This window comes from Pseudoxanthomonas kalamensis DSM 18571 (assembly GCF_010211745.1).
In the GTDB taxonomy this organism is placed as follows: Bacteria; Pseudomonadota; Gammaproteobacteria; order Xanthomonadales; family Xanthomonadaceae; genus Pseudoxanthomonas_A; species Pseudoxanthomonas_A kalamensis.
In genome coordinates this window covers 280,378-295,814 of sequence record NZ_PDWQ01000004.1, presented here as the reverse complement: position 1 = coordinate 295,814, position 15,437 = coordinate 280,378, and the positions used below count along the sequence as shown (strand labels likewise).

Annotated in this window: 16 protein-coding genes; 5 read left to right on the top strand and 11 right to left on the bottom strand. The window is 68.4% G+C overall.

The annotated features are described in order from the left end of the window. Nucleotides 1–60 precede the first annotated feature (60 nt). The gene (gene apbC / locus CSC70_RS10025; protein WP_162456500.1) at nt 61–906 is read left to right on the top strand and encodes an iron-sulfur cluster carrier protein ApbC; all 846 of its coding nucleotides are present in this window, start codon (nt 61–63) and stop codon (nt 904–906) included. A gap of 98 nt (nt 907–1,004) precedes the next feature. Next, nucleotides 1,005–1,574, top strand: a complete 570-nt coding sequence (gene dcd / locus CSC70_RS10020) for a dCTP deaminase (protein WP_162456499.1) — start codon at nt 1,005–1,007, stop codon at nt 1,572–1,574. Between the two features lie 16 nt (nt 1,575–1,590). Here dcd and pcp read toward each other — a convergent pair whose 3' ends face one another. From pcp to CSC70_RS09985, 7 genes are read right to left on the bottom strand one after another with little or no spacing between them, the layout of a single operon-like run. After that, nucleotides 1,591–2,250, bottom strand: a complete 660-nt coding sequence (gene pcp / locus CSC70_RS10015; protein ID WP_162456498.1) for a pyroglutamyl-peptidase I — start codon at nt 2,248–2,250, stop codon at nt 1,591–1,593. 11 nt (nt 2,251–2,261) lie between these two features. Then, nucleotides 2,262–3,215, bottom strand: a complete 954-nt coding sequence (locus tag CSC70_RS10010; RefSeq protein WP_162456497.1) for a DUF979 domain-containing protein — start codon at nt 3,213–3,215, stop codon at nt 2,262–2,264. Beyond that, complete coding sequence (locus CSC70_RS10005; protein ID WP_162456496.1) at nt 3,212–3,925, bottom strand: DUF969 domain-containing protein; 714 nt, start codon at nt 3,923–3,925, stop codon at nt 3,212–3,214. The genes CSC70_RS10010 and CSC70_RS10005 overlap by 4 nt, the downstream gene beginning before the upstream one ends. Then, on the bottom strand, nt 3,922–4,674 hold the full coding sequence (locus CSC70_RS10000; RefSeq protein WP_162456495.1) for a 5-oxoprolinase subunit PxpA: 753 nt from the start codon (nt 4,672–4,674) through the stop codon (nt 3,922–3,924). The genes CSC70_RS10005 and CSC70_RS10000 overlap by 4 nt, the downstream gene beginning before the upstream one ends. 7 nt (nt 4,675–4,681) lie before the next feature. Continuing rightward, on the bottom strand, nt 4,682–6,334 hold the full coding sequence (gene pxpB, locus CSC70_RS09995; RefSeq protein WP_162456494.1) for a 5-oxoprolinase subunit PxpB: 1,653 nt from the start codon (nt 6,332–6,334) through the stop codon (nt 4,682–4,684). Further along, a complete protein-coding gene (locus CSC70_RS09990; RefSeq protein WP_162456493.1) occupies nt 6,331–6,738 on the bottom strand; it encodes an HIT domain-containing protein in 408 nt (135 codons plus the stop codon). Before CSC70_RS09990 ends, pxpB begins: the two co-directional genes overlap by 4 nt. After that, entirely contained in the window at nt 6,735–7,397 is a 663-nt protein-coding gene (locus tag CSC70_RS09985) for a dienelactone hydrolase family protein (protein WP_162456492.1), read from the bottom strand. Before CSC70_RS09985 ends, CSC70_RS09990 begins: the two co-directional genes overlap by 4 nt. 92 nt (nt 7,398–7,489) lie before the next feature. Between CSC70_RS09985 and rimO the strand changes: the two genes are divergently transcribed. Then, complete coding sequence (rimO, locus tag CSC70_RS09980) at nt 7,490–8,881, top strand: 30S ribosomal protein S12 methylthiotransferase RimO (protein ID WP_162456491.1); 1,392 nt, start codon at nt 7,490–7,492, stop codon at nt 8,879–8,881. Nucleotides 8,882–8,888: 7 nt separating this feature from the next. Here the strand turns inward: rimO and greB are convergent, their stop codons facing one another. Both greB and CSC70_RS09970 read right to left on the bottom strand, forming a co-directional pair. Next, nucleotides 8,889–9,389 (bottom strand): transcription elongation factor GreB, encoded by a 501-nt coding sequence (greB, locus tag CSC70_RS09975; RefSeq protein WP_162456490.1) that lies wholly within the window; start codon nt 9,387–9,389, stop codon nt 8,889–8,891. A gap of 28 nt (nt 9,390–9,417) precedes the next feature. Continuing rightward, complete coding sequence (locus CSC70_RS09970) at nt 9,418–10,923, bottom strand: helicase HerA-like domain-containing protein (RefSeq protein WP_162456489.1); 1,506 nt, start codon at nt 10,921–10,923, stop codon at nt 9,418–9,420. Between the two features lie 192 nt (nt 10,924–11,115). On the opposite strand from CSC70_RS09970, the gene CSC70_RS09965 reads away from it, so the two are divergent. Both CSC70_RS09965 and CSC70_RS09960 read left to right on the top strand, forming a co-directional pair. Beyond that, the gene (locus CSC70_RS09965; protein ID WP_246189383.1) at nt 11,116–12,639 is read left to right on the top strand and encodes a lytic transglycosylase; all 1,524 of its coding nucleotides are present in this window, start codon (nt 11,116–11,118) and stop codon (nt 12,637–12,639) included. A gap of 53 nt (nt 12,640–12,692) precedes the next feature. Continuing rightward, on the top strand, nt 12,693–13,904 hold the full coding sequence (locus CSC70_RS09960; RefSeq protein ID WP_162456487.1) for an APC family permease: 1,212 nt from the start codon (nt 12,693–12,695) through the stop codon (nt 13,902–13,904). A gap of 16 nt (nt 13,905–13,920) precedes the next feature. On the opposite strand, the gene asd is transcribed toward CSC70_RS09960, so the two are convergent. Continuing rightward, nucleotides 13,921–14,769, bottom strand: coding sequence for an archaetidylserine decarboxylase (gene asd / locus CSC70_RS09955; RefSeq protein ID WP_162456486.1), 849 nt, complete (start codon nt 14,767–14,769; stop codon nt 13,921–13,923). Then, nucleotides 14,766–15,425 (bottom strand): SCO family protein, encoded by a 660-nt coding sequence (locus CSC70_RS09950; RefSeq protein WP_162456485.1) that lies wholly within the window; start codon nt 15,423–15,425, stop codon nt 14,766–14,768. The genes asd and CSC70_RS09950 overlap by 4 nt, the downstream gene beginning before the upstream one ends. Nucleotides 15,426–15,437: the final 12 nt, after the last annotated feature.

Here is a 15,437-nt window from a genome sequence, read left to right as displayed (position 1 = left end):
GAATCATGCATGTTTCATGTCGAAATTTTCTTTTTTGATCAACTGTTTGAATCCTTCTGAATGAGTCCTTCCCAAGTTTCGTACGTCGTCCAATCTGGCCTGTCTCCGGCTCCCCGCGTCCGCAACGTCATCGCCGTGGGTTCGGGCAAGGGCGGGGTGGGGAAGTCGACCACGGCGGTCAACCTGGCGCTGGCGCTGGCCGCCGACGGGGCGCGGGTCGGGGTGCTGGATGCCGACATCCACGGTCCGAGCATTCCGGCCATGCTGGGCCTGAGCGGGCGACCGGACAGCCCGGACAACCGTTCGATCGAGCCGATGCGGGCATTCGGGGTCGAGGCGATGTCGATCGGCCTGCTGGTCGATGCGGACGTGCCGTTGGTGATGCGCGGTCCGCGGGTGACCGCGGCTCTGGTCCAGCTGTTCACCGACACCCTGTGGGGCGACTTGGACTACCTGCTGGTCGATCTGCCGCCGGGGACCGGTGACATCCACCTGACCCTGGCGCAGAAGATTCCGGTGGCCGGGGCGGTGGTGGTGACCACGCCGCAGGACATTGCCACGCTGGATGCGCGCAAGGCCTTGAAGATGTTCGAGAAGGTCGAGATCGCGGTGTTGGGGATCGTCGAGAACATGGCCATGCACGTCTGCAGCCACTGCGGCCATGTCGAGCATCTGTTCGGCGAGGGCGGCGGGCGCAGGATGGCCGAGCAGTACGGCGTGCCGCTGCTGGGCTCGCTGCCGCTGGACATCCGCGTGCGCGAACAGGGCGATGCCGGCGAGCCGGTGGTGGTGGCGCAGCCGGACTCGGTGGTGGCCCAGGCCTATCGGCAAGCGGCGCGGGCGCTGGTGGCTGAACTGGAAAAACGGCCGCGGGCGCCGCGCTCGATCGCCGCTTCGCTGGTCTAGGCGGACGGCGGGCCCGGTCCGGAGCGACAGCGCCTACAATGCCCGACCGAACTTCACCATCACACCGGCGGACGAGTCCGCCGTTACGGGAACAGCGAATGAGCATCAAGAGCGACCTCTGGATCCGCCGCATGGCCGAGCAGCACGGCATGATCGAACCGTTCGAGCCGGGCCAGGTCAAGCATGCGGCCGACGGCCAGCGGATCGTCAGCTACGGCACATCCAGCTATGGCTACGACGTGCGCTGCTCGCGCGAGTTCAAGGTGTTCACCAACATCAACTCCACCATCGTCGACCCCAAGCATTTCGACAGTGGCAGCTTCGTCGATATCGAGAGCGACGTCTGCATCATCCCGCCCAACAGCTTCGCGCTGGCGCGTACGGTGGAATACTTCCGCATCCCGCGCAGCACCCTGGTGGTGTGCCTGGGCAAGAGCACCTACGCGCGCTGCGGGATCATCGTCAACGTCACCCCGCTGGAGCCGGAATGGGAAGGCCACGTGACGCTGGAATTCAGCAACACCACACCGCTGCCGGCGCGCATCTACGCCAACGAGGGTGTCGCGCAGATGCTGTTCTTCGAATCCGACGAGGTCTGCGAAACCAGCTACAGGGACCGCGGCGGCAAGTACCAGGGCCAGACCGGAGTGACCCTGCCGCGGACCTGAGCGGTTCGCGGCCGGATCAGTGTTCGGCGCCGCCGGGCTGGCGGATGTCCTGCGACGTCGCCAGCGCGGTCTTCACGACCAGTTTCAACGCCGCGGCGACCGTGTCCACGGACAGGCTGGGCGCGCCCGGATGGGCGGCCGCCTGCGCGGGTGAATAGGGAATATGGATGAATCCGCCGCGCACGCGCCGCTGCCGGCGCAGGGCATGCATCAGCCCGTAGAAGACGTGGTTGCAGACATAGGTGCCTGCAGTTTGCGAAATTTCGGCAGGGAAACCGGCCGTGCACAGCGCATGGTGCATGGCCTTGATCGGCAGGCTGGAGAAGTAGGCGGCCGGGCCATCGGCAATCACCGGCAGATCGACCGGCTGCCGGCCAGCGTTGTCGGGAATACGTGCGTCGTCGATGTTGATAGCGATCCGTTCCAGCGAGATTCGGGCGCGGCCGCCGGCCTGGCCGACGCAGATGACCAATGCCGGCCGGGTTTCGCGCAGTGCCTTGCGCAACGCTTTCAGCGAAGCGCCGAACTCGACCGGCAGTTCACGGGCGACGATGCGATGGCCGCCGACCCGGCGACCATGCAGTGCGGCGACCGCCTGCCAACTCGGGTTCACGGGCTCGCCGCCGAACGGGGCGAAACCGGTCAGCAGTACGATGGGAGGGCGGCGGGCGGTCATGTCGGCGGGTATCAGCGAAACACGATGAAATACATCAGCAGCACGTTGCAGGCCAGCAGCGGCAGCGCGGTGGCGACCTGTTGGCGTATCACCGCATTGGAATCCTTCAGTTCCAGCAGCGCAGCCGGCACCAGGTTGAAGTTGGCCGCCATCGGCGTCAGCAGGGTGCCGCAGTAGCCGGACAGCATACCGATGGCTGCCAGTGAGGCGGCGTCGGCGCCGTGCAGTTGCACCAGCAGCGGCAGGCCGATGCCGGCGGTCATCACCGGGAAGGCGGCGAAGGCGTTGCCCATGATCATGGTGAACAGCGCCATGCCCAGCGCATAGGCCAGCACGACGACGAAACGGTTCTGCACCGGAATCACCTGCTGCACCAGCGCGGCGACCGCATCGCCGACGCCGGCGGCCGCGAACACGCTGCCCAGCGTGGCCAGCAGCAACGGCAGGATGGCCGCCCAGCCGATGGCGTCGATCAGCCGGCGTGACTGTTCCACCGCCGTGGCCGGCGATTGCCGGGTCAGCCGGCAGGCCGCCAAGGTGGCCAGCAGGCAGGCCAGGCCCAGCCCGACCAGGGTGGTGTGGTCCTTGCCGAACAGCCGGTGGCCGCCGATCTGCAGGTCGGCCAGCGGCACCGCCACCAGCACCGCGACCAGCGGGATCAGCAATGCCGGCCAGAACAGCCGGTTGCCCAACCGCGCCGCCTCGGCGGCTTTTTCCTCGGCGCTGCTTTCGCGGTAGTGGCCGCGACCCAGCCCGCCGAAACCGGCCAGGCAGGCCAGCGCGACGACGACCGCGCCGACCACGGCTGCCGGCAAGCGGTCGGCGGTCAGCAGCATCGCCGCCAGCAGCCCCCAGAACAGCGCATTGGCCAGTCGTCGCGGATTGGCCTTGTCGCGCCAGCCCTGCCAGGCGACCCAGCCCAGATACAGGCCGCCCAGCCAGTAGATCCATTGCAGCGAGATCATCCGGCGTCCTCCGTGGCGGCGGGCGAACTGGCACGCAGCGCGGCCGCTTCGCGCGCCAGTCGTGCATCCAGCCGCAGCAGCCGCGAGGCGTGGATCAGGAAGGCGCAGATGGCGGTGGGAATGCCCCACAGGGCGATCTGCAGCGGCTCCAGCATGATGCCGTGCTCGGCGTAGAAACCCTGCATCAGCAGCACCGCGCCGAAGGCGATGAAGATGTCCTCGCCGAAGAACAGGCCGACGTTGTCGGTGGCGGCCGACAGTGCGCGCAATCTTTCCTTTCCGGCTTCCGGCAGCGGGCCGTGGCTGGCTTCAGCGGCGCCTTCGGCCATCGGCGCCAGCAGCGGACGCACCGTCTGCGGATGGCCACCCAGGCTGTTCAGGCCCAGCATCGAGGTCAGCTGGCGTGCGGCCAGGTACGCGATCAGCAGGCGGCCTGCGGTGGCGCTACGCAGGCGGGCAATCCAGGCCTGCGCGTGCTCCTTCAGCCCGTGCCGCTCCAGCAGGCCGATCACCGGCAGGGTCAACAGGAAGATCGCCAGATAGCGCTGCTTGGTAAAGGCTTCGCCGAGCAGTTCCAGCACCTCGACCGGGGTCTTGCCGGCGACCAGGCCGGTGACGATGCCGGCACCGACCACGACCAGGGCAGGATTGAAGCGCAGGACGAATCCGACGACGACCAGGGCAATGCCGATCAGCGGCCAGTAGCTCATGCGGCGAGTTCCGGTGAGGCGATGACGAAGCCTTCGGCGCGCAGCGCATCGCGCAGGGCGGTTGCGAACGCGGCGGCATCGGCACGGTCGCCGTGCAGGCACAAGGTGTCGGCGCGGATCGGCACACGCTTGCCGTTGTCGGCGACGACCACGCCTTCGCGCAGCATGCCGCGGACCTGGGCCAGCGCAGCGTCGAGGGTGTCGATCACGGCACCGGGACGGCCGCGCGCAAGCAACCGGCCGTCGGCGTCGTAGCCGCGTTCGGCGAACACTTCCTCGGCCACGCGCAGGCCGGCATCGCGGCCAGCCACGGCCAGCGCCGAACCGGCCAGTGCGTACAGCCACAACCGCGGGTCGAATTGGCGGATGGCGTCGGCGATGGCGTGGGCGGTATCGGCATCGCGCGCGGCGAGGTTGTACAGCGCGCCATGCGGTTTGACGTGGTGCAGGGCGATGCCGGCTTCGTCGCAGGCGGCGGCCAGCGCGGCGGTCTGCCGCTGCACCAGCGCATGGATGTCGGCGGGCGGCAGGGTTTGTTCGCGACGGCCGAAGTGCTCGCGGTCCTCGAACGCAGGGTGCGCGCCGATCGCCACGCCGTGGCGCTTGCACAGGGCGATCGTTTCGCGGATCGAGGCCGCGTCGCCGGCATGGCCGCCGCAGGCGATGCTGGCCGAGCTGATGCACGTCACGATGGCTGCGTCGTCGCCGCAGCCTTCGCCCAGATCGCAGTTGAAGTCGATATGGCGCATGTGTCGATTATGCGGGCAGTTTCTGCGCGATGGCTTGCAGCAGGCGCGCGTGCCGGTGCGAGGCATCGCGTTGCGCCTGTTGCGCCTGTTCCGGCGTGACGGCTTCGAAGCGCACCGCATCGCCCGGTCGCAGCTGGGCGGCGCGGGCCAGGTCGCAGGCGATCACATGGCCCAGGCGCGGGTAGCCGCCGACGGTCTGCGCATCGGCCAGCAGCAGGATCGGCTGGCCATCCGGCGGCAATTGCAGGGTGCCGACGGCGACCGGTTCGGACACGCCGCTGTTGGCCATGCTTGCTAGGGCAGTTCCTTGCAGGCGCAGGCCCTGGCGGTTGCTGTTGGCGTGCACGCGCCAGCTGTCGGTGAGCGTTGGCAGGGCAGGGTCGACAGGCAGATAGCGCAGCAGACCGGCCTGACGCGTCCACGGGTCGTCGGGGTCGATCCACCAGTCGGGGAATTGCGGCTGGCGTGTCGTCGGCAGCTTCACGGCGGCCAGCGGCAACCGGTCGCCAGCGAGCAATGCACGCCCCTGCAGGCCGCCGAAGCCACCGCGCAGGTCGGTGCTGCGGCTGCCCAGTTGCAAGGGCAGATCGATGCCGCCGGCCACGGCCAGCCAGCAGCGCGCGCCGTCGCGTACCGATCCCAGTCGCAGTTCGCCGGGTGGCAGCAGCAACGGCCGTCCCATCGGCAATGGCTCGTCGTTCCAGCGCGCCTGCACCGTCGCGCCGACCAGGGCGATGCGGCAGGCGCGCGCCAGTCGCAGGCGCGGGCCGCGCAGGGTGATTTCCAGTCCGGCGGCATCGGCGTCGTTGCCGACCAGGCGATTGGCCAGCGCCAGTGCCCGAGGATCCATGGCGCCGGCGCGGCAGACGCCCAGATGGCGCCAGCCGTGGCGACCGCAGTCCTGCACCGTGGTCTGCAGGCCGGGCGAGAGCACTTCCCAATATGTCGTGGAAGCGCGGCTCATGGCGCGGCTTCCGCCAGCGTGGCGGAAATTCTCGGCGTCGATCGGCACGAAGCGCACGCGGTCGCCGGGTTGCAGCAGCGAGGGTTCGGTGCGTTGCGCATCGAACAGCGGCAGCGGCGTGCGTCCGAGCAAGCGCCAGCCGCCCGGACTGCTGCGCGGGTAGATGCCGGTTTGCGCGCCACCGATCGCCACCGAGCCGGCCGGCACGTCCGCGCGCGGCGTGGTCAGTCGCGGCAATGTCAGCGCCGGATCCAGGCCCAGCAGATAGGGAAAGCCGGGCGCGAAACCGATCATCGCCACCGTGTAGACCGCCGCGCTGTGGCGCGCGACCAGCGCATCCGCGGTCAGGCCCAGTGCCACGGCCGCTGTCAGCAAGTCCTGGCCGTATTCGCCACCGTAGCAGACCGGGATTTCGTGCAGGGTGCCGGCGGAAAGATCTTCGGCATCGGCGTCGTCGATCTGCCGCAGCCAGTCGATTGCTGTGGCATGCGGATCGTCGGCGCTCATGCGCGTCGGATCGAAATACACGCCGAGGCTGGCATAGGCCGGGACCAGGTCGAGCAGCCAGTCCGGCCGCTGCGCACGCAGGCGGGCGGCGAAGGCATGCACGCGGCGGTTGAGCGCGGCATCGATGCGGTCGCCGAAACGCACCAGCACGGCGTCGCTGCCCAGTAGCTCGAACCGCGGTGCGCTCATGACAGGCGCTGGCGCCAGCTTTCGATCCGCGCGGCCAGTGCATCGGCCGGGTAGGGCACGGCGGTGCCGCTGCCCCAGACCGGGCCGGGCCAGGCGGGGTCGCCTTCCTGGCGGCCGACCAGATGCACGTGCAGTTGGCGGACGATGTTGCCGAGTGCGCCGATGTTGAGCTTGTGCACATCGGGTTCGGCCTGCAACAGGCGCGAAACCAGGTTGATCTCGCCCAGTAGCAGGCGTTGCTGGCTGCCGTCGAGGTCGATCCATTCGGCGGCATCAGCCACCCGCGGCACCAGCAGCAGCCACGGGAAGCGGCTGTCGTTCATCAGCCGCAACTGCGATAACGGCGCATCGGCGATGAATACGCTGTCGGCAGCCAGCCGAGGATCGAGGACGAAGTCGCTCATCCGACATGCTCGTGCAGGAAGTCCAGGCTGCGCCGCCAGGCCAGCGCGGCGCTGTCTGCCTGCCAGGCGTTCGGATCGACGTCGCGGTTGAAGGCGTGGCCGGCTGGGTAGACGTGCACCGGCATGTCCGGGTAGGCCTCACGATGCGCCTGTACGGCTTCCGGTGGAATGCTGGTGTCGGCCTCGCCGAAATGGAACATCACCGGTGCCTGCAACGGCTGGTCGAGGAAACCGGCGTTGCGCGCGCCGTAGTAGCTGACGCCGGGCAAGGCCAGTGTCTGTGCGGCGCGCAGCACCACCGAACCACCCCAGCAGTAACCGACCGTGCCGACCTTGCCGGCGCCGGCAAGCTGCCGCGCCGCGGCTTCGACCACTGCCAGCGCGCCGTCCATGCCGACTTCGGTGACCAGCTCGCGTCCGCGACGGAATTCGTCCGGGCCGTAGTCCAGTTCCACCCCGGCTTCGACCAGGTCGAAGAACGCCGGTGCCAGGCTCAGGTAGCCGGCATCGGCATAGCGGTCGGTGACGTTGCGGATGTGCGCGTTGACGCCGAAGATTTCCTGCACCACGACCAGTCCGCCGCGCACCGTGCCGGTCGGTGTCGCATGCCAGGCCTTGACCGGGCCGCGTGCGGTCTGAAGGTCGATCCATTCGCCCATTGTCGTCGCCTCGTCCGGTAGAAACGGAAGGGCAGAAGTGTAACCCCGTATAATCGCGCGCCTTCCCGTTGCCTTGGTCGCCACGTCCGCGCATGTCCGCCATCAGCCCCAAAGTCGGTTTCGTCAGCCTGGGCTGTCCCAAGGCGCTGGTCGATTCCGAGCGCATCCTGACCCAGCTGCGGGTCGAGGGCTATGCAATTTCGCCCAGTTACGACGATGCCGACGTGGTGGTGGTCAATACCTGCGGCTTCATCGATTCGGCGGTGGCCGAGTCGCTGGACGCGATCGGTGAGGCGATGGCCGAGAACGGCAAGGTGATCGTCACCGGCTGTCTGGGCAAGAAATCGGAACTGATCCGCAAGCAGTATCCGGATGTGTTGTCGGTGTCCGGCCCGCAGGACTACGACAGCGTGATGGAAGCCGTGCACGCGGCGTTGCCGCCGAAGCACGACCCGTTCGTGGATTTGGTGCCGCGCCGACGCCTTGGCTTCGGCGAATACGAAGATGTCGGCATCAAGCTTACCCCGCGCCATTACGCCTACCTGAAGATTTCCGAGGGCTGCAACCACCATTGCAGCTTCTGCATCATCCCGTCGATGCGTGGACGGCTGGTCTCGCGCCCGGTCGACGAGGTGCTGCGCGAGGCCGAGCGACTGGTCCGTGGCGGGGTGAAGGAGCTGCTGGTCGTCTCGCAGGACACCTCGGCCTATGGCGTCGACCGCAAGTACGCGCCGGGCAGCTGGCGCGGGCGCGAATACGCCACCCGGATGAAGTCGCTGTGCGAAGGGCTGTCCGAGTTGGACGCCTGGGTGCGGCTGCACTACGTCTATCCATACCCGCATGTGGACGAGATCGTGCCGCTGATGGCCGAGGGCAGGCTGCTGCCGTATCTGGACATTCCCTTCCAGCACGCCAGTCCGCGCATCCTCAAGTTGATGAAGCGTCCGGGCGCGGTGGACAGGACGCTGGAGCGGGTGCTGCGCTGGCGCGAACTGTGCCCGGAGATCACCGTGCGTTCGACCTTCATCGTCGGCTTTCCCGGCGAGACCGAGGCCGAATTCGAGGCGTTGCTGGAATTCCTGCAACAGGCGCGGCTGGACCGCGTCGGCGCCTTCGTCTATTCGCCGGTCGAGGGCGCGGCCGCCAATGCGCTGCCCGATCCGGTGCCGGAAGCGGTCAAGCAGGAACGGCTGGCCCGCTTCATGGAAACCCAGGCCGCGATCAGTGCCGAGAAGCTGGCGGCCAAGGTCGGCAGCGTGCGGCAATGCCTGGTGGACGGGGTCGAGGACGGCATCGCGGTGGCGCGTTCGATGGCCGACGCGCCGGAGATCGACGGCCTGGTGCATGTCCAGAACGGCGCCGAAGCCGGCCTGCATGCCGGGCAGTTCGTCGAGGTCGAGATCACCGACAGCGACGAGCACGACCTGTTCGGCGAGGCGCTGACGAAGAAGCCGTCGCTGTCGCTGGATATCGTTTCGGCATAGCGCCGCCCTATGGATATTCCACGTCGACGATGACGAAGGTGACGATGCCGCCGGGCAGGACGGCACTGAATTCGTCGTCGACGCGTTTCTTCAGCATGGCCCGAGCCAGCGGCGAATCGATGCTGATCCAGCCCTGTGCGGCGTCGGTTTCGTCGGGACCGACCACTCGGTAACGATGGATCTGGCCGGTGTCGGCGTTTTCCAGTTCGACCTGGGCGCCGAAGAACACCGCCTGCGGATTGGCCGGCGCCGCATCGACCACCCGCAGCGCTTCCAGCCGTTTGCTCAGGTAGCGCACGCGGCGGTCGATTTCGCCGAGCTGCTTCTTGCGATAGTGGTATTCGGCGTTTTCCGAACGGTCGCCCTCGGCCGCCGCCGCCGTCAGCGCCTTGACCACCTCGGGTCGGCGCACGCGCCACAGATCGTCCAGCTCGGCCTTCAGCCGCGCATGGCCTTCGGCGGTGATCAGGGCGGTGCTTTTCTCGGCGGGCGGACGCCAGCGGCTCATCGGCGACAGCGGCGGGGCACGGAACCGATCAGCGCTTGCCGCCGAAGATGCCGCCCAGGATGCCGCGCACGATCTGGTTGCCGAGCTTGCTGCCGACGGTGCGCGAGGTCTGCTTGGCCATCGTCTCCAGCATGCCCTGACGGCGCTTGGTGCCGAACACCGCGTCCTTGATCGCCTGGCTGAAGCCGCCTTCGTCGGCATCGTCCTGCTCGCGGCTGCGTGCCGGCGGTGCCCTGGCGTTGACGGCCGCGGTTTCGGCTTTCTTTGTCAGCATCTCGGCGGCCGATTCGCGGTCCACGGCGGTGTCGTACTTGCCGCCGACCGGGCTGCCGGCGCGGACCTGGTCGCGTTCGGCGGTAGTCGCCGCGCCCATCCGGCAGCGCGGCGGCGAGATCATCGTCTGCTGCACCGGCGAGGGCACGCCCTTGTCCTGCAATGTGGACACCAGCGCTTCGCCGGTGCCGAGTTTGGAGATGGCGGCGGCGACATCGAGCTTGGGGTTGGGAACGAAGGTTTCGGCTGCGGTCTTGACCGCCTTCTGGTCGCGCGGAGTGTAGGCACGCAACGCGTGCTGCACGCGGTTGCCGAGCTGGCCGAGCACGTTGTCCGGCACGTCGTCGGGGAACTGCGAGCAGAAATACACGCCCACGCCCTTGGAACGGACCAATCGCACCACCTGTTCGATCCGCTGTTGCAGCGCGGCCGGGGCGTCGTCGAACAGCAGGTGCGCCTCGTCGAACACGAACACCAGCTTGGGCTTGTCGAGGTCGCCGACTTCCGGCAGGTTCTCGAACAGTTCCGACAGCAGCCACAGCAGGAAGCTGGAATACAACCGCGGCTTCAGGATCAGCTGGTCGGCCGCGAGCAGGCCGATCACGCCGCGACCGTCGGGGGTGGTGCGCATCAGGTCGTTCAGTTCCAGCGCCGGCTCGCCGAAGAAATTCTCGCCGCCTTCCTGCTCCAGCCGCAGCAGGGCGCGCTGGATGGCGCCGACCGATTGCGTGCTGACCAGGCCGTATTCGGTGGAAATGTCCTTGCGCTCGGCCGCGACCAGGTTCAGCAGGGCGCGCAGGTCGGCCAGGTCCAGTAGCAGCAGGCCGCGGTCGTCGGCCAGCTTGAACACGATGTCCAGCACGCCGCTCTGGGTGTCGTTCAGCTCCAGGATGCGGCCCAGCAGGGTCGGCCCCATCTCGCTGACCGTGGTCCGCACCGGATGCCCGAGCTTGCCGTACATATCCCAGAAGATCACCGGGTTGGCGCCGGGCGCGTAGCCGTCGATGCCGATGTCGCGGGCCCGCTGCAGCACCTTCTCGTTGCCATCGCCGGCCACCGCGACGCCGGAGACATCGCCCTTCACGTCGGCCATGAACACCGGCACACCGAGCCGCGAGAAGCCTTCGGCCAAGGTCATCAGGGTCACCGTCTTGCCGGTACCGGTGGCGCCGGCGACCAGGCCGTGGCGGTTGCCGAACTTGGGCAGCAGGTGGACGGGAATGTCGTCGGTGACGCCTTTGCCAAGCAGGATGGGGTCCATGGGTTTCCTGGGAAGTGGGTACACGGTCACGCTTCCGAGGAATTCTAGCGGTTGCGGCCGGCATGTCGCGAGCGGAGACAGTGAACGGCAGCGTCGGAGTCGGCTTGCCTGCCCGGCGCGGGCGGGGCTACCCTGATCCGCTGTGATCGCCCATTCCTGATCGAAACGACCGCACCAATGCCCCACGGATCGATGTGCCGCTGGCTGCTGCCGGCTTTCCTGGCCCTGTTCGCGGCCGTTCCCTCCGCCCATGCCCAGCGCGTTTCGGCACGCGACAAGGCCGCCATCGAGGTGATCGATCAGCGCATGGCTGCGGCCGAGCAGCGCTATCGCGATGCGCTGGTGCTGGTCGCCAACAACGATCCGCGCGGCGCGGGCGAAAGCAACGCCGCGCTGGAGGACATGGAAGACGTCATCGACGCCTGCATCAAGCAGCGCGGCTGTTCGGTCAACACCCAGCTGGCTGCGTTCAAGCGCCTGCTGAAGGAGGAAACCGACGCCCTGGCCGGCGACGACGAGGAAACCGACGATCCGCTCGACGACGGCAGCGACCATGCGCTGGCCGAGGGCGCGGCGGCCGCGACCGCTTCGGCGTCCTCTGCCGCCCAGTACCACGATGGCCGGCATGCGTTCGACCGCATGGTGGAATTCAACCCGGCCGTGCAGGCCGGCATCCGCCGCTGGCTGACCGACATGCGCAGTTCGCTGATCACCAGCTACGAGAACTACATGAACCTGCGGCCGGTGATGTGGCCGGAATGGGAGCGCAATGGTCTGCCGGAGGCGCTGCTGTTCGGGATCATGGCCAAGGAATCCAACGGCCGCGCGCATTCGCGTTCGCGCGCCGGCGCGGCCGGGCTGATGCAGTTCATGCCGGCGACCGGCAGCCGTTTCGGCCTCGGCCCCGACGGTACCGGCTTCGACACCCGCTACGACGCGCGCGCCACTGCCGCGGCCAGCGCCGACTACATCCTCGAGCGCCTGCACGAGCTGAACGACAACGTCGAGCTGTCGCTGGCCGCCTACAACGGCGGCGAAGGGCGCGCGCTGCGGGTCTACAGCCAGTATCCGGGGCGCAGTTTCTGGGACGAAACCGTGTACAACCAGTTCCCGGCCGAGACCCGCGACTACGTGCCGATGGTGATCGCCGCCGCCTGGCTGTTCCTGCATCCCAAGCAGTACGGGTTGGAGTTCCCCAAGGTCAACGCGCAGCTGGCACAGTTCAAGCTGTCGCGCGACGCGTCCATCTACGAAATGACCATCTGCATGGGCAATGGCGGCACCCGCGAGGGCTACATGCGCGCGCTGCGCAACCTCAACCCGCGCTACCAGGCCGACCAGCTGATCCCGGCCGGGACCACGATGCTGGCCACGACCCGCATGTCCAACCAGTACAAGCGTCATTGCATCGACGGCGAACGCGCGCAGCTGGCGCGGACCCTGGTCGGCGCCAACGTGTACGCGGCCTTGCAGCGCCCACCGCAGCCGGAGGGCAGCGTGGCCGTCGGCGACGTGACCCCGGTGACTGCGCCGCCGCCGAAACCGAAGCCGAAACCGGCCAGGACCTACCGGGTCAAGGCAGGCGACAGCCTGGGGCGGATCGCCCAGCGCAACGGCTGCAGCCTGAAGACGCTGGCGCGCGCGAATGGCGTCCACGCCCCGCGCTACAGCGTGCGGCAGGGACAGGTGCTGAAGCTGGAAGGGTGCTCGAAGTAGGCGCGCGGCATGCCGAAGCCCGCTGCACCGAACCCTCGCGGACCTGAAGACTGATGTCGGCGACGGCGCTGGCCAACGCAACGGTGATCGCGGCGAGCGCGGTCGTGTTGTGGATCCTGGCGCTGCCGCGCCTGCGCAATGCCGCGATCTGGCAGGCCACGGTGACGCCGCTGGCCTCGATCATCGGCAGCGGCTTCCTGGTGCTGGCGCCGCTGCTGCTGCACGAATACGGCAATCGCGCGCCGTGGGTGATGCTGGGTTTGTGCCTGCTGGCCTATGCCGTCGGTTCGGCGATCCGCTGGAACCTGCAAGGAATGGAGGCCGCCGCGCCGCCGCCGCTGGCAAGGCGGCTGGATGCGGTCGCTTCGTGGGCGCTGGCCTTCGCCTATGTGATTTCGGTCTGCTATTACCTGAACCTGTTCGGTGCCTTCGCGGTCAGCCTGGCGCCCTGGCACGGCGAAACGGTCGGCCGCGGGGTGACCACGGCGGCGTTGCTGCTGATCGCGGCGATCGGCTTGAGCCGTGGCCTGCGCGGCCTGGAACGGGCCGAGACCTTGACCGTTTCGCTGAAGCTGGCGGTGATCGCCGGCCTGCTGGCCGGGCTGGTGCTGTTCGCAGCAAGGTCGGCGACGCAGCAGCAACTGCCGGAGACGGTGGCGCCGGTCCTGGATATGCATTCGCTGACACTGGCCTTCGGCCTGGTGATTACCGTGCAGGGCTTCGAGACCTCGCGCTACCTGGGCAGCGCCTACGACGCGGATACGCGCGTGCGCAGCATGCGTTACGCGCAATGGCTGTCCGGTGCGATCTACGTGCTGTACATCGGCCTGTGCGGGCTGGTGTTCACCGCCGCCGAGGTGCCGCACGAGGAAACCGCGGTGATCGACATGATGGCACCGGTGGCGGGGGTGCTGCCGGGACTGCTGGTGCTGGCCGCGCTGGCCGCCCAGTTCAGCGCAGCGGTGGCCGATACCAACGGTTGCGGTGGCTTGGTCGAACAGATGAGCCGCGACAGGCTGAGTTCGCGCCAGGCGTATGCCTTGCTGATCGGCGCCGGGCTGGTGTTGACCTGGACCGCCGATATCTACCAGATCATCAGCTATGCCTCGCGCGCATTCGCCTTCTACTACGCGCTGCAATGCGCACTGGCGGCGCGATTGGCGCATCGGGCCGGCGCGGCGCGCTGGCGCAGCCCGGCCTATGCCGCGCTGGCGCTGCTGATGCTGGCGGCGGCCGTGTTCGGTACTCCGGCCGAAGGGGAATAGGGCGCGCGTCGCCGCGTCAGGCGGAGGTTCTGGTGGCGAGTTTCTGTCCCAGCCTGACCGGCGCTTCGGCCGTCAGTGTCGGGTCGAGTTCGGCCACGCCCGGCGGCAGCAGGACGATCACGGTGCTGCCGTAGTTGAAGCGGGCCATCTCCGCGAACCGTTCCAGCACCACGCCCTTCCCGCGCCAGTCCTTGCGCACGATGGCGTCGGCATAGCGGGGAATCTCCACGCCGCTCCACACGGTTTCCACGCCGGAAACGAGCAGGGCGCCGACCATCACGCAGGCCATCGGACCGAAGTCGGTGTCGAAGTGGCAGACCAGGCGCTCGTTGCGGGCGAACAGCCCAGGCACGCTGGCCACCGCGTCGGTGCCGACGCTGAACAGTCGCCCCGGCACGTGCATGGTTTCGCGCAGGGTGCCGGTCCAAGGCATGTGCACGCGGTGATAGTCGCGCGGCGACAGGTAGACGGTGGCGAAGCGACCGTGGCGGAACGGTTCGGCTGCGGCGTCGTCGCCGAGCAGGGCGGCGGCGGTGAAGCCGCGCCCCTTGGCCTGGAAGATGCGGCCGTCGTCGATCGCGCCGCACTGGCTGATGTGGCCGTCGGCCGGGATCAGCAGGGCGCGCGGGTCGGGGTCGGCCGTGCGTGCGCCGGGGCGCAGGGCGCGGGTGAAAAACGCGTTGAAGCTGAGGTAGGCGGCCGGGTCCGGTTCGGCGGCTTCGCTCAGGTCCACGCCGAAACGGCGCACCACGGTGTCGATCAGCCGCTGCTTGAGCCACGGCGTGCGCGAGTAGGCCAGCCGCCGCGCCAGCGACGACAGCAGCCGGTGCGGCAGCGCCCAGGTCAGCGCGGTCATCGGACTCACGGCGCGCTGGCTCGGCTCAGTGCGGTCAGATCGTCGGCAATGGCCTGGGTCTGCAACGGCTGGCGGATCAGCCCGGCCATCCGGCCCTGCGGGTCGAGCAGGACAATGGCGGCCGAATGATCCATCGTGTAGTTGTCCGGGTGCTGCTCGAAATCCGGCCCCGGCACCTTGACGAACACCAGGCTCAGCGACTTGGCGAAGTTCTCCAGGGTGGGGATGTCGGCGGTGGCGGCCAGGGTGTCCGGATGGAAGCCGTGGGCGTATTCGCCGATCCGGGCCGGGGTGTCGCGCTCTGGGTCGATCGAGACGAACAGTACGCGCGGGCGGATGCTGTCCGGCAGCGACTGCCACTGCTTCTGCGCCGGTGCCAGTTCGGTCAGCGTGGTCGGGCAGACATCGGGGCAGAAGGTGAAGCCGATGAAGACCAAGGTCCAGTGGCCGTTCAGTTCGCCCGAAGTCAGGCGGGTGCCGTCGGACTGCTCCAGCGAGAACGCCGGCACCTCGCGCGGCTGCGGCAGCAGGGTCACGGTCTGCATCGGCGGCCATTGCGTGCCGGAAGCCGGCGGCGCGGCGACGAAGAACTTCTGCGCCGCCAGCAGGCCGAGGCCGGCGGCCACAGCGATGGCGAGCACCAGGGCGATCTTGCGGTTGAACATGTGCGGTTCCGG

Coding starts and splice junctions, on each gene's coding strand:
- pxpB (WP_162456494.1), bottom strand. CDS start 6,334: ATGAGCGCACCGCGGTTCGAGCTACTGGGCAGCGACGCCGTGCTGGTG.
- CSC70_RS10010 (WP_162456497.1), bottom strand. CDS start 3,215: ATGATCTCGCTGCAATGGATCTACTGGCTGGGCGGCCTGTATCTGGGC.
- CSC70_RS10005 (WP_162456496.1), bottom strand. CDS start 3,925: ATGAGCTACTGGCCGCTGATCGGCATTGCCCTGGTCGTCGTCGGATTC.
- CSC70_RS09965 (WP_246189383.1), top strand. CDS start 11,116: ATGTGCCGCTGGCTGCTGCCGGCTTTCCTGGCCCTGTTCGCGGCCGTT.
- CSC70_RS09990 (WP_162456493.1), bottom strand. CDS start 6,738: ATGAGCGACTTCGTCCTCGATCCTCGGCTGGCTGCCGACAGCGTATTC.
- CSC70_RS10000 (WP_162456495.1), bottom strand. CDS start 4,674: ATGCGCCATATCGACTTCAACTGCGATCTGGGCGAAGGCTGCGGCGAC.
- greB (WP_162456490.1), bottom strand. CDS start 9,389: ATGAGCCGCTGGCGTCCGCCCGCCGAGAAAAGCACCGCCCTGATCACC.
- rimO (WP_162456491.1), top strand. CDS start 7,490: ATGTCCGCCATCAGCCCCAAAGTCGGTTTCGTCAGCCTGGGCTGTCCC.
- CSC70_RS09970 (WP_162456489.1), bottom strand. CDS start 10,923: ATGGACCCCATCCTGCTTGGCAAAGGCGTCACCGACGACATTCCCGTC.
- pcp (WP_162456498.1), bottom strand. CDS start 2,250: ATGACCGCCCGCCGCCCTCCCATCGTACTGCTGACCGGTTTCGCCCCG.
- dcd (WP_162456499.1), top strand. CDS start 1,005: ATGAGCATCAAGAGCGACCTCTGGATCCGCCGCATGGCCGAGCAGCAC.
- apbC (WP_162456500.1), top strand. CDS start 61: ATGAGTCCTTCCCAAGTTTCGTACGTCGTCCAATCTGGCCTGTCTCCG.
- CSC70_RS09960 (WP_162456487.1), top strand. CDS start 12,693: ATGTCGGCGACGGCGCTGGCCAACGCAACGGTGATCGCGGCGAGCGCG.
- CSC70_RS09950 (WP_162456485.1), bottom strand. CDS start 15,425: ATGTTCAACCGCAAGATCGCCCTGGTGCTCGCCATCGCTGTGGCCGCC.
- CSC70_RS09985 (WP_162456492.1), bottom strand. CDS start 7,397: ATGGGCGAATGGATCGACCTTCAGACCGCACGCGGCCCGGTCAAGGCC.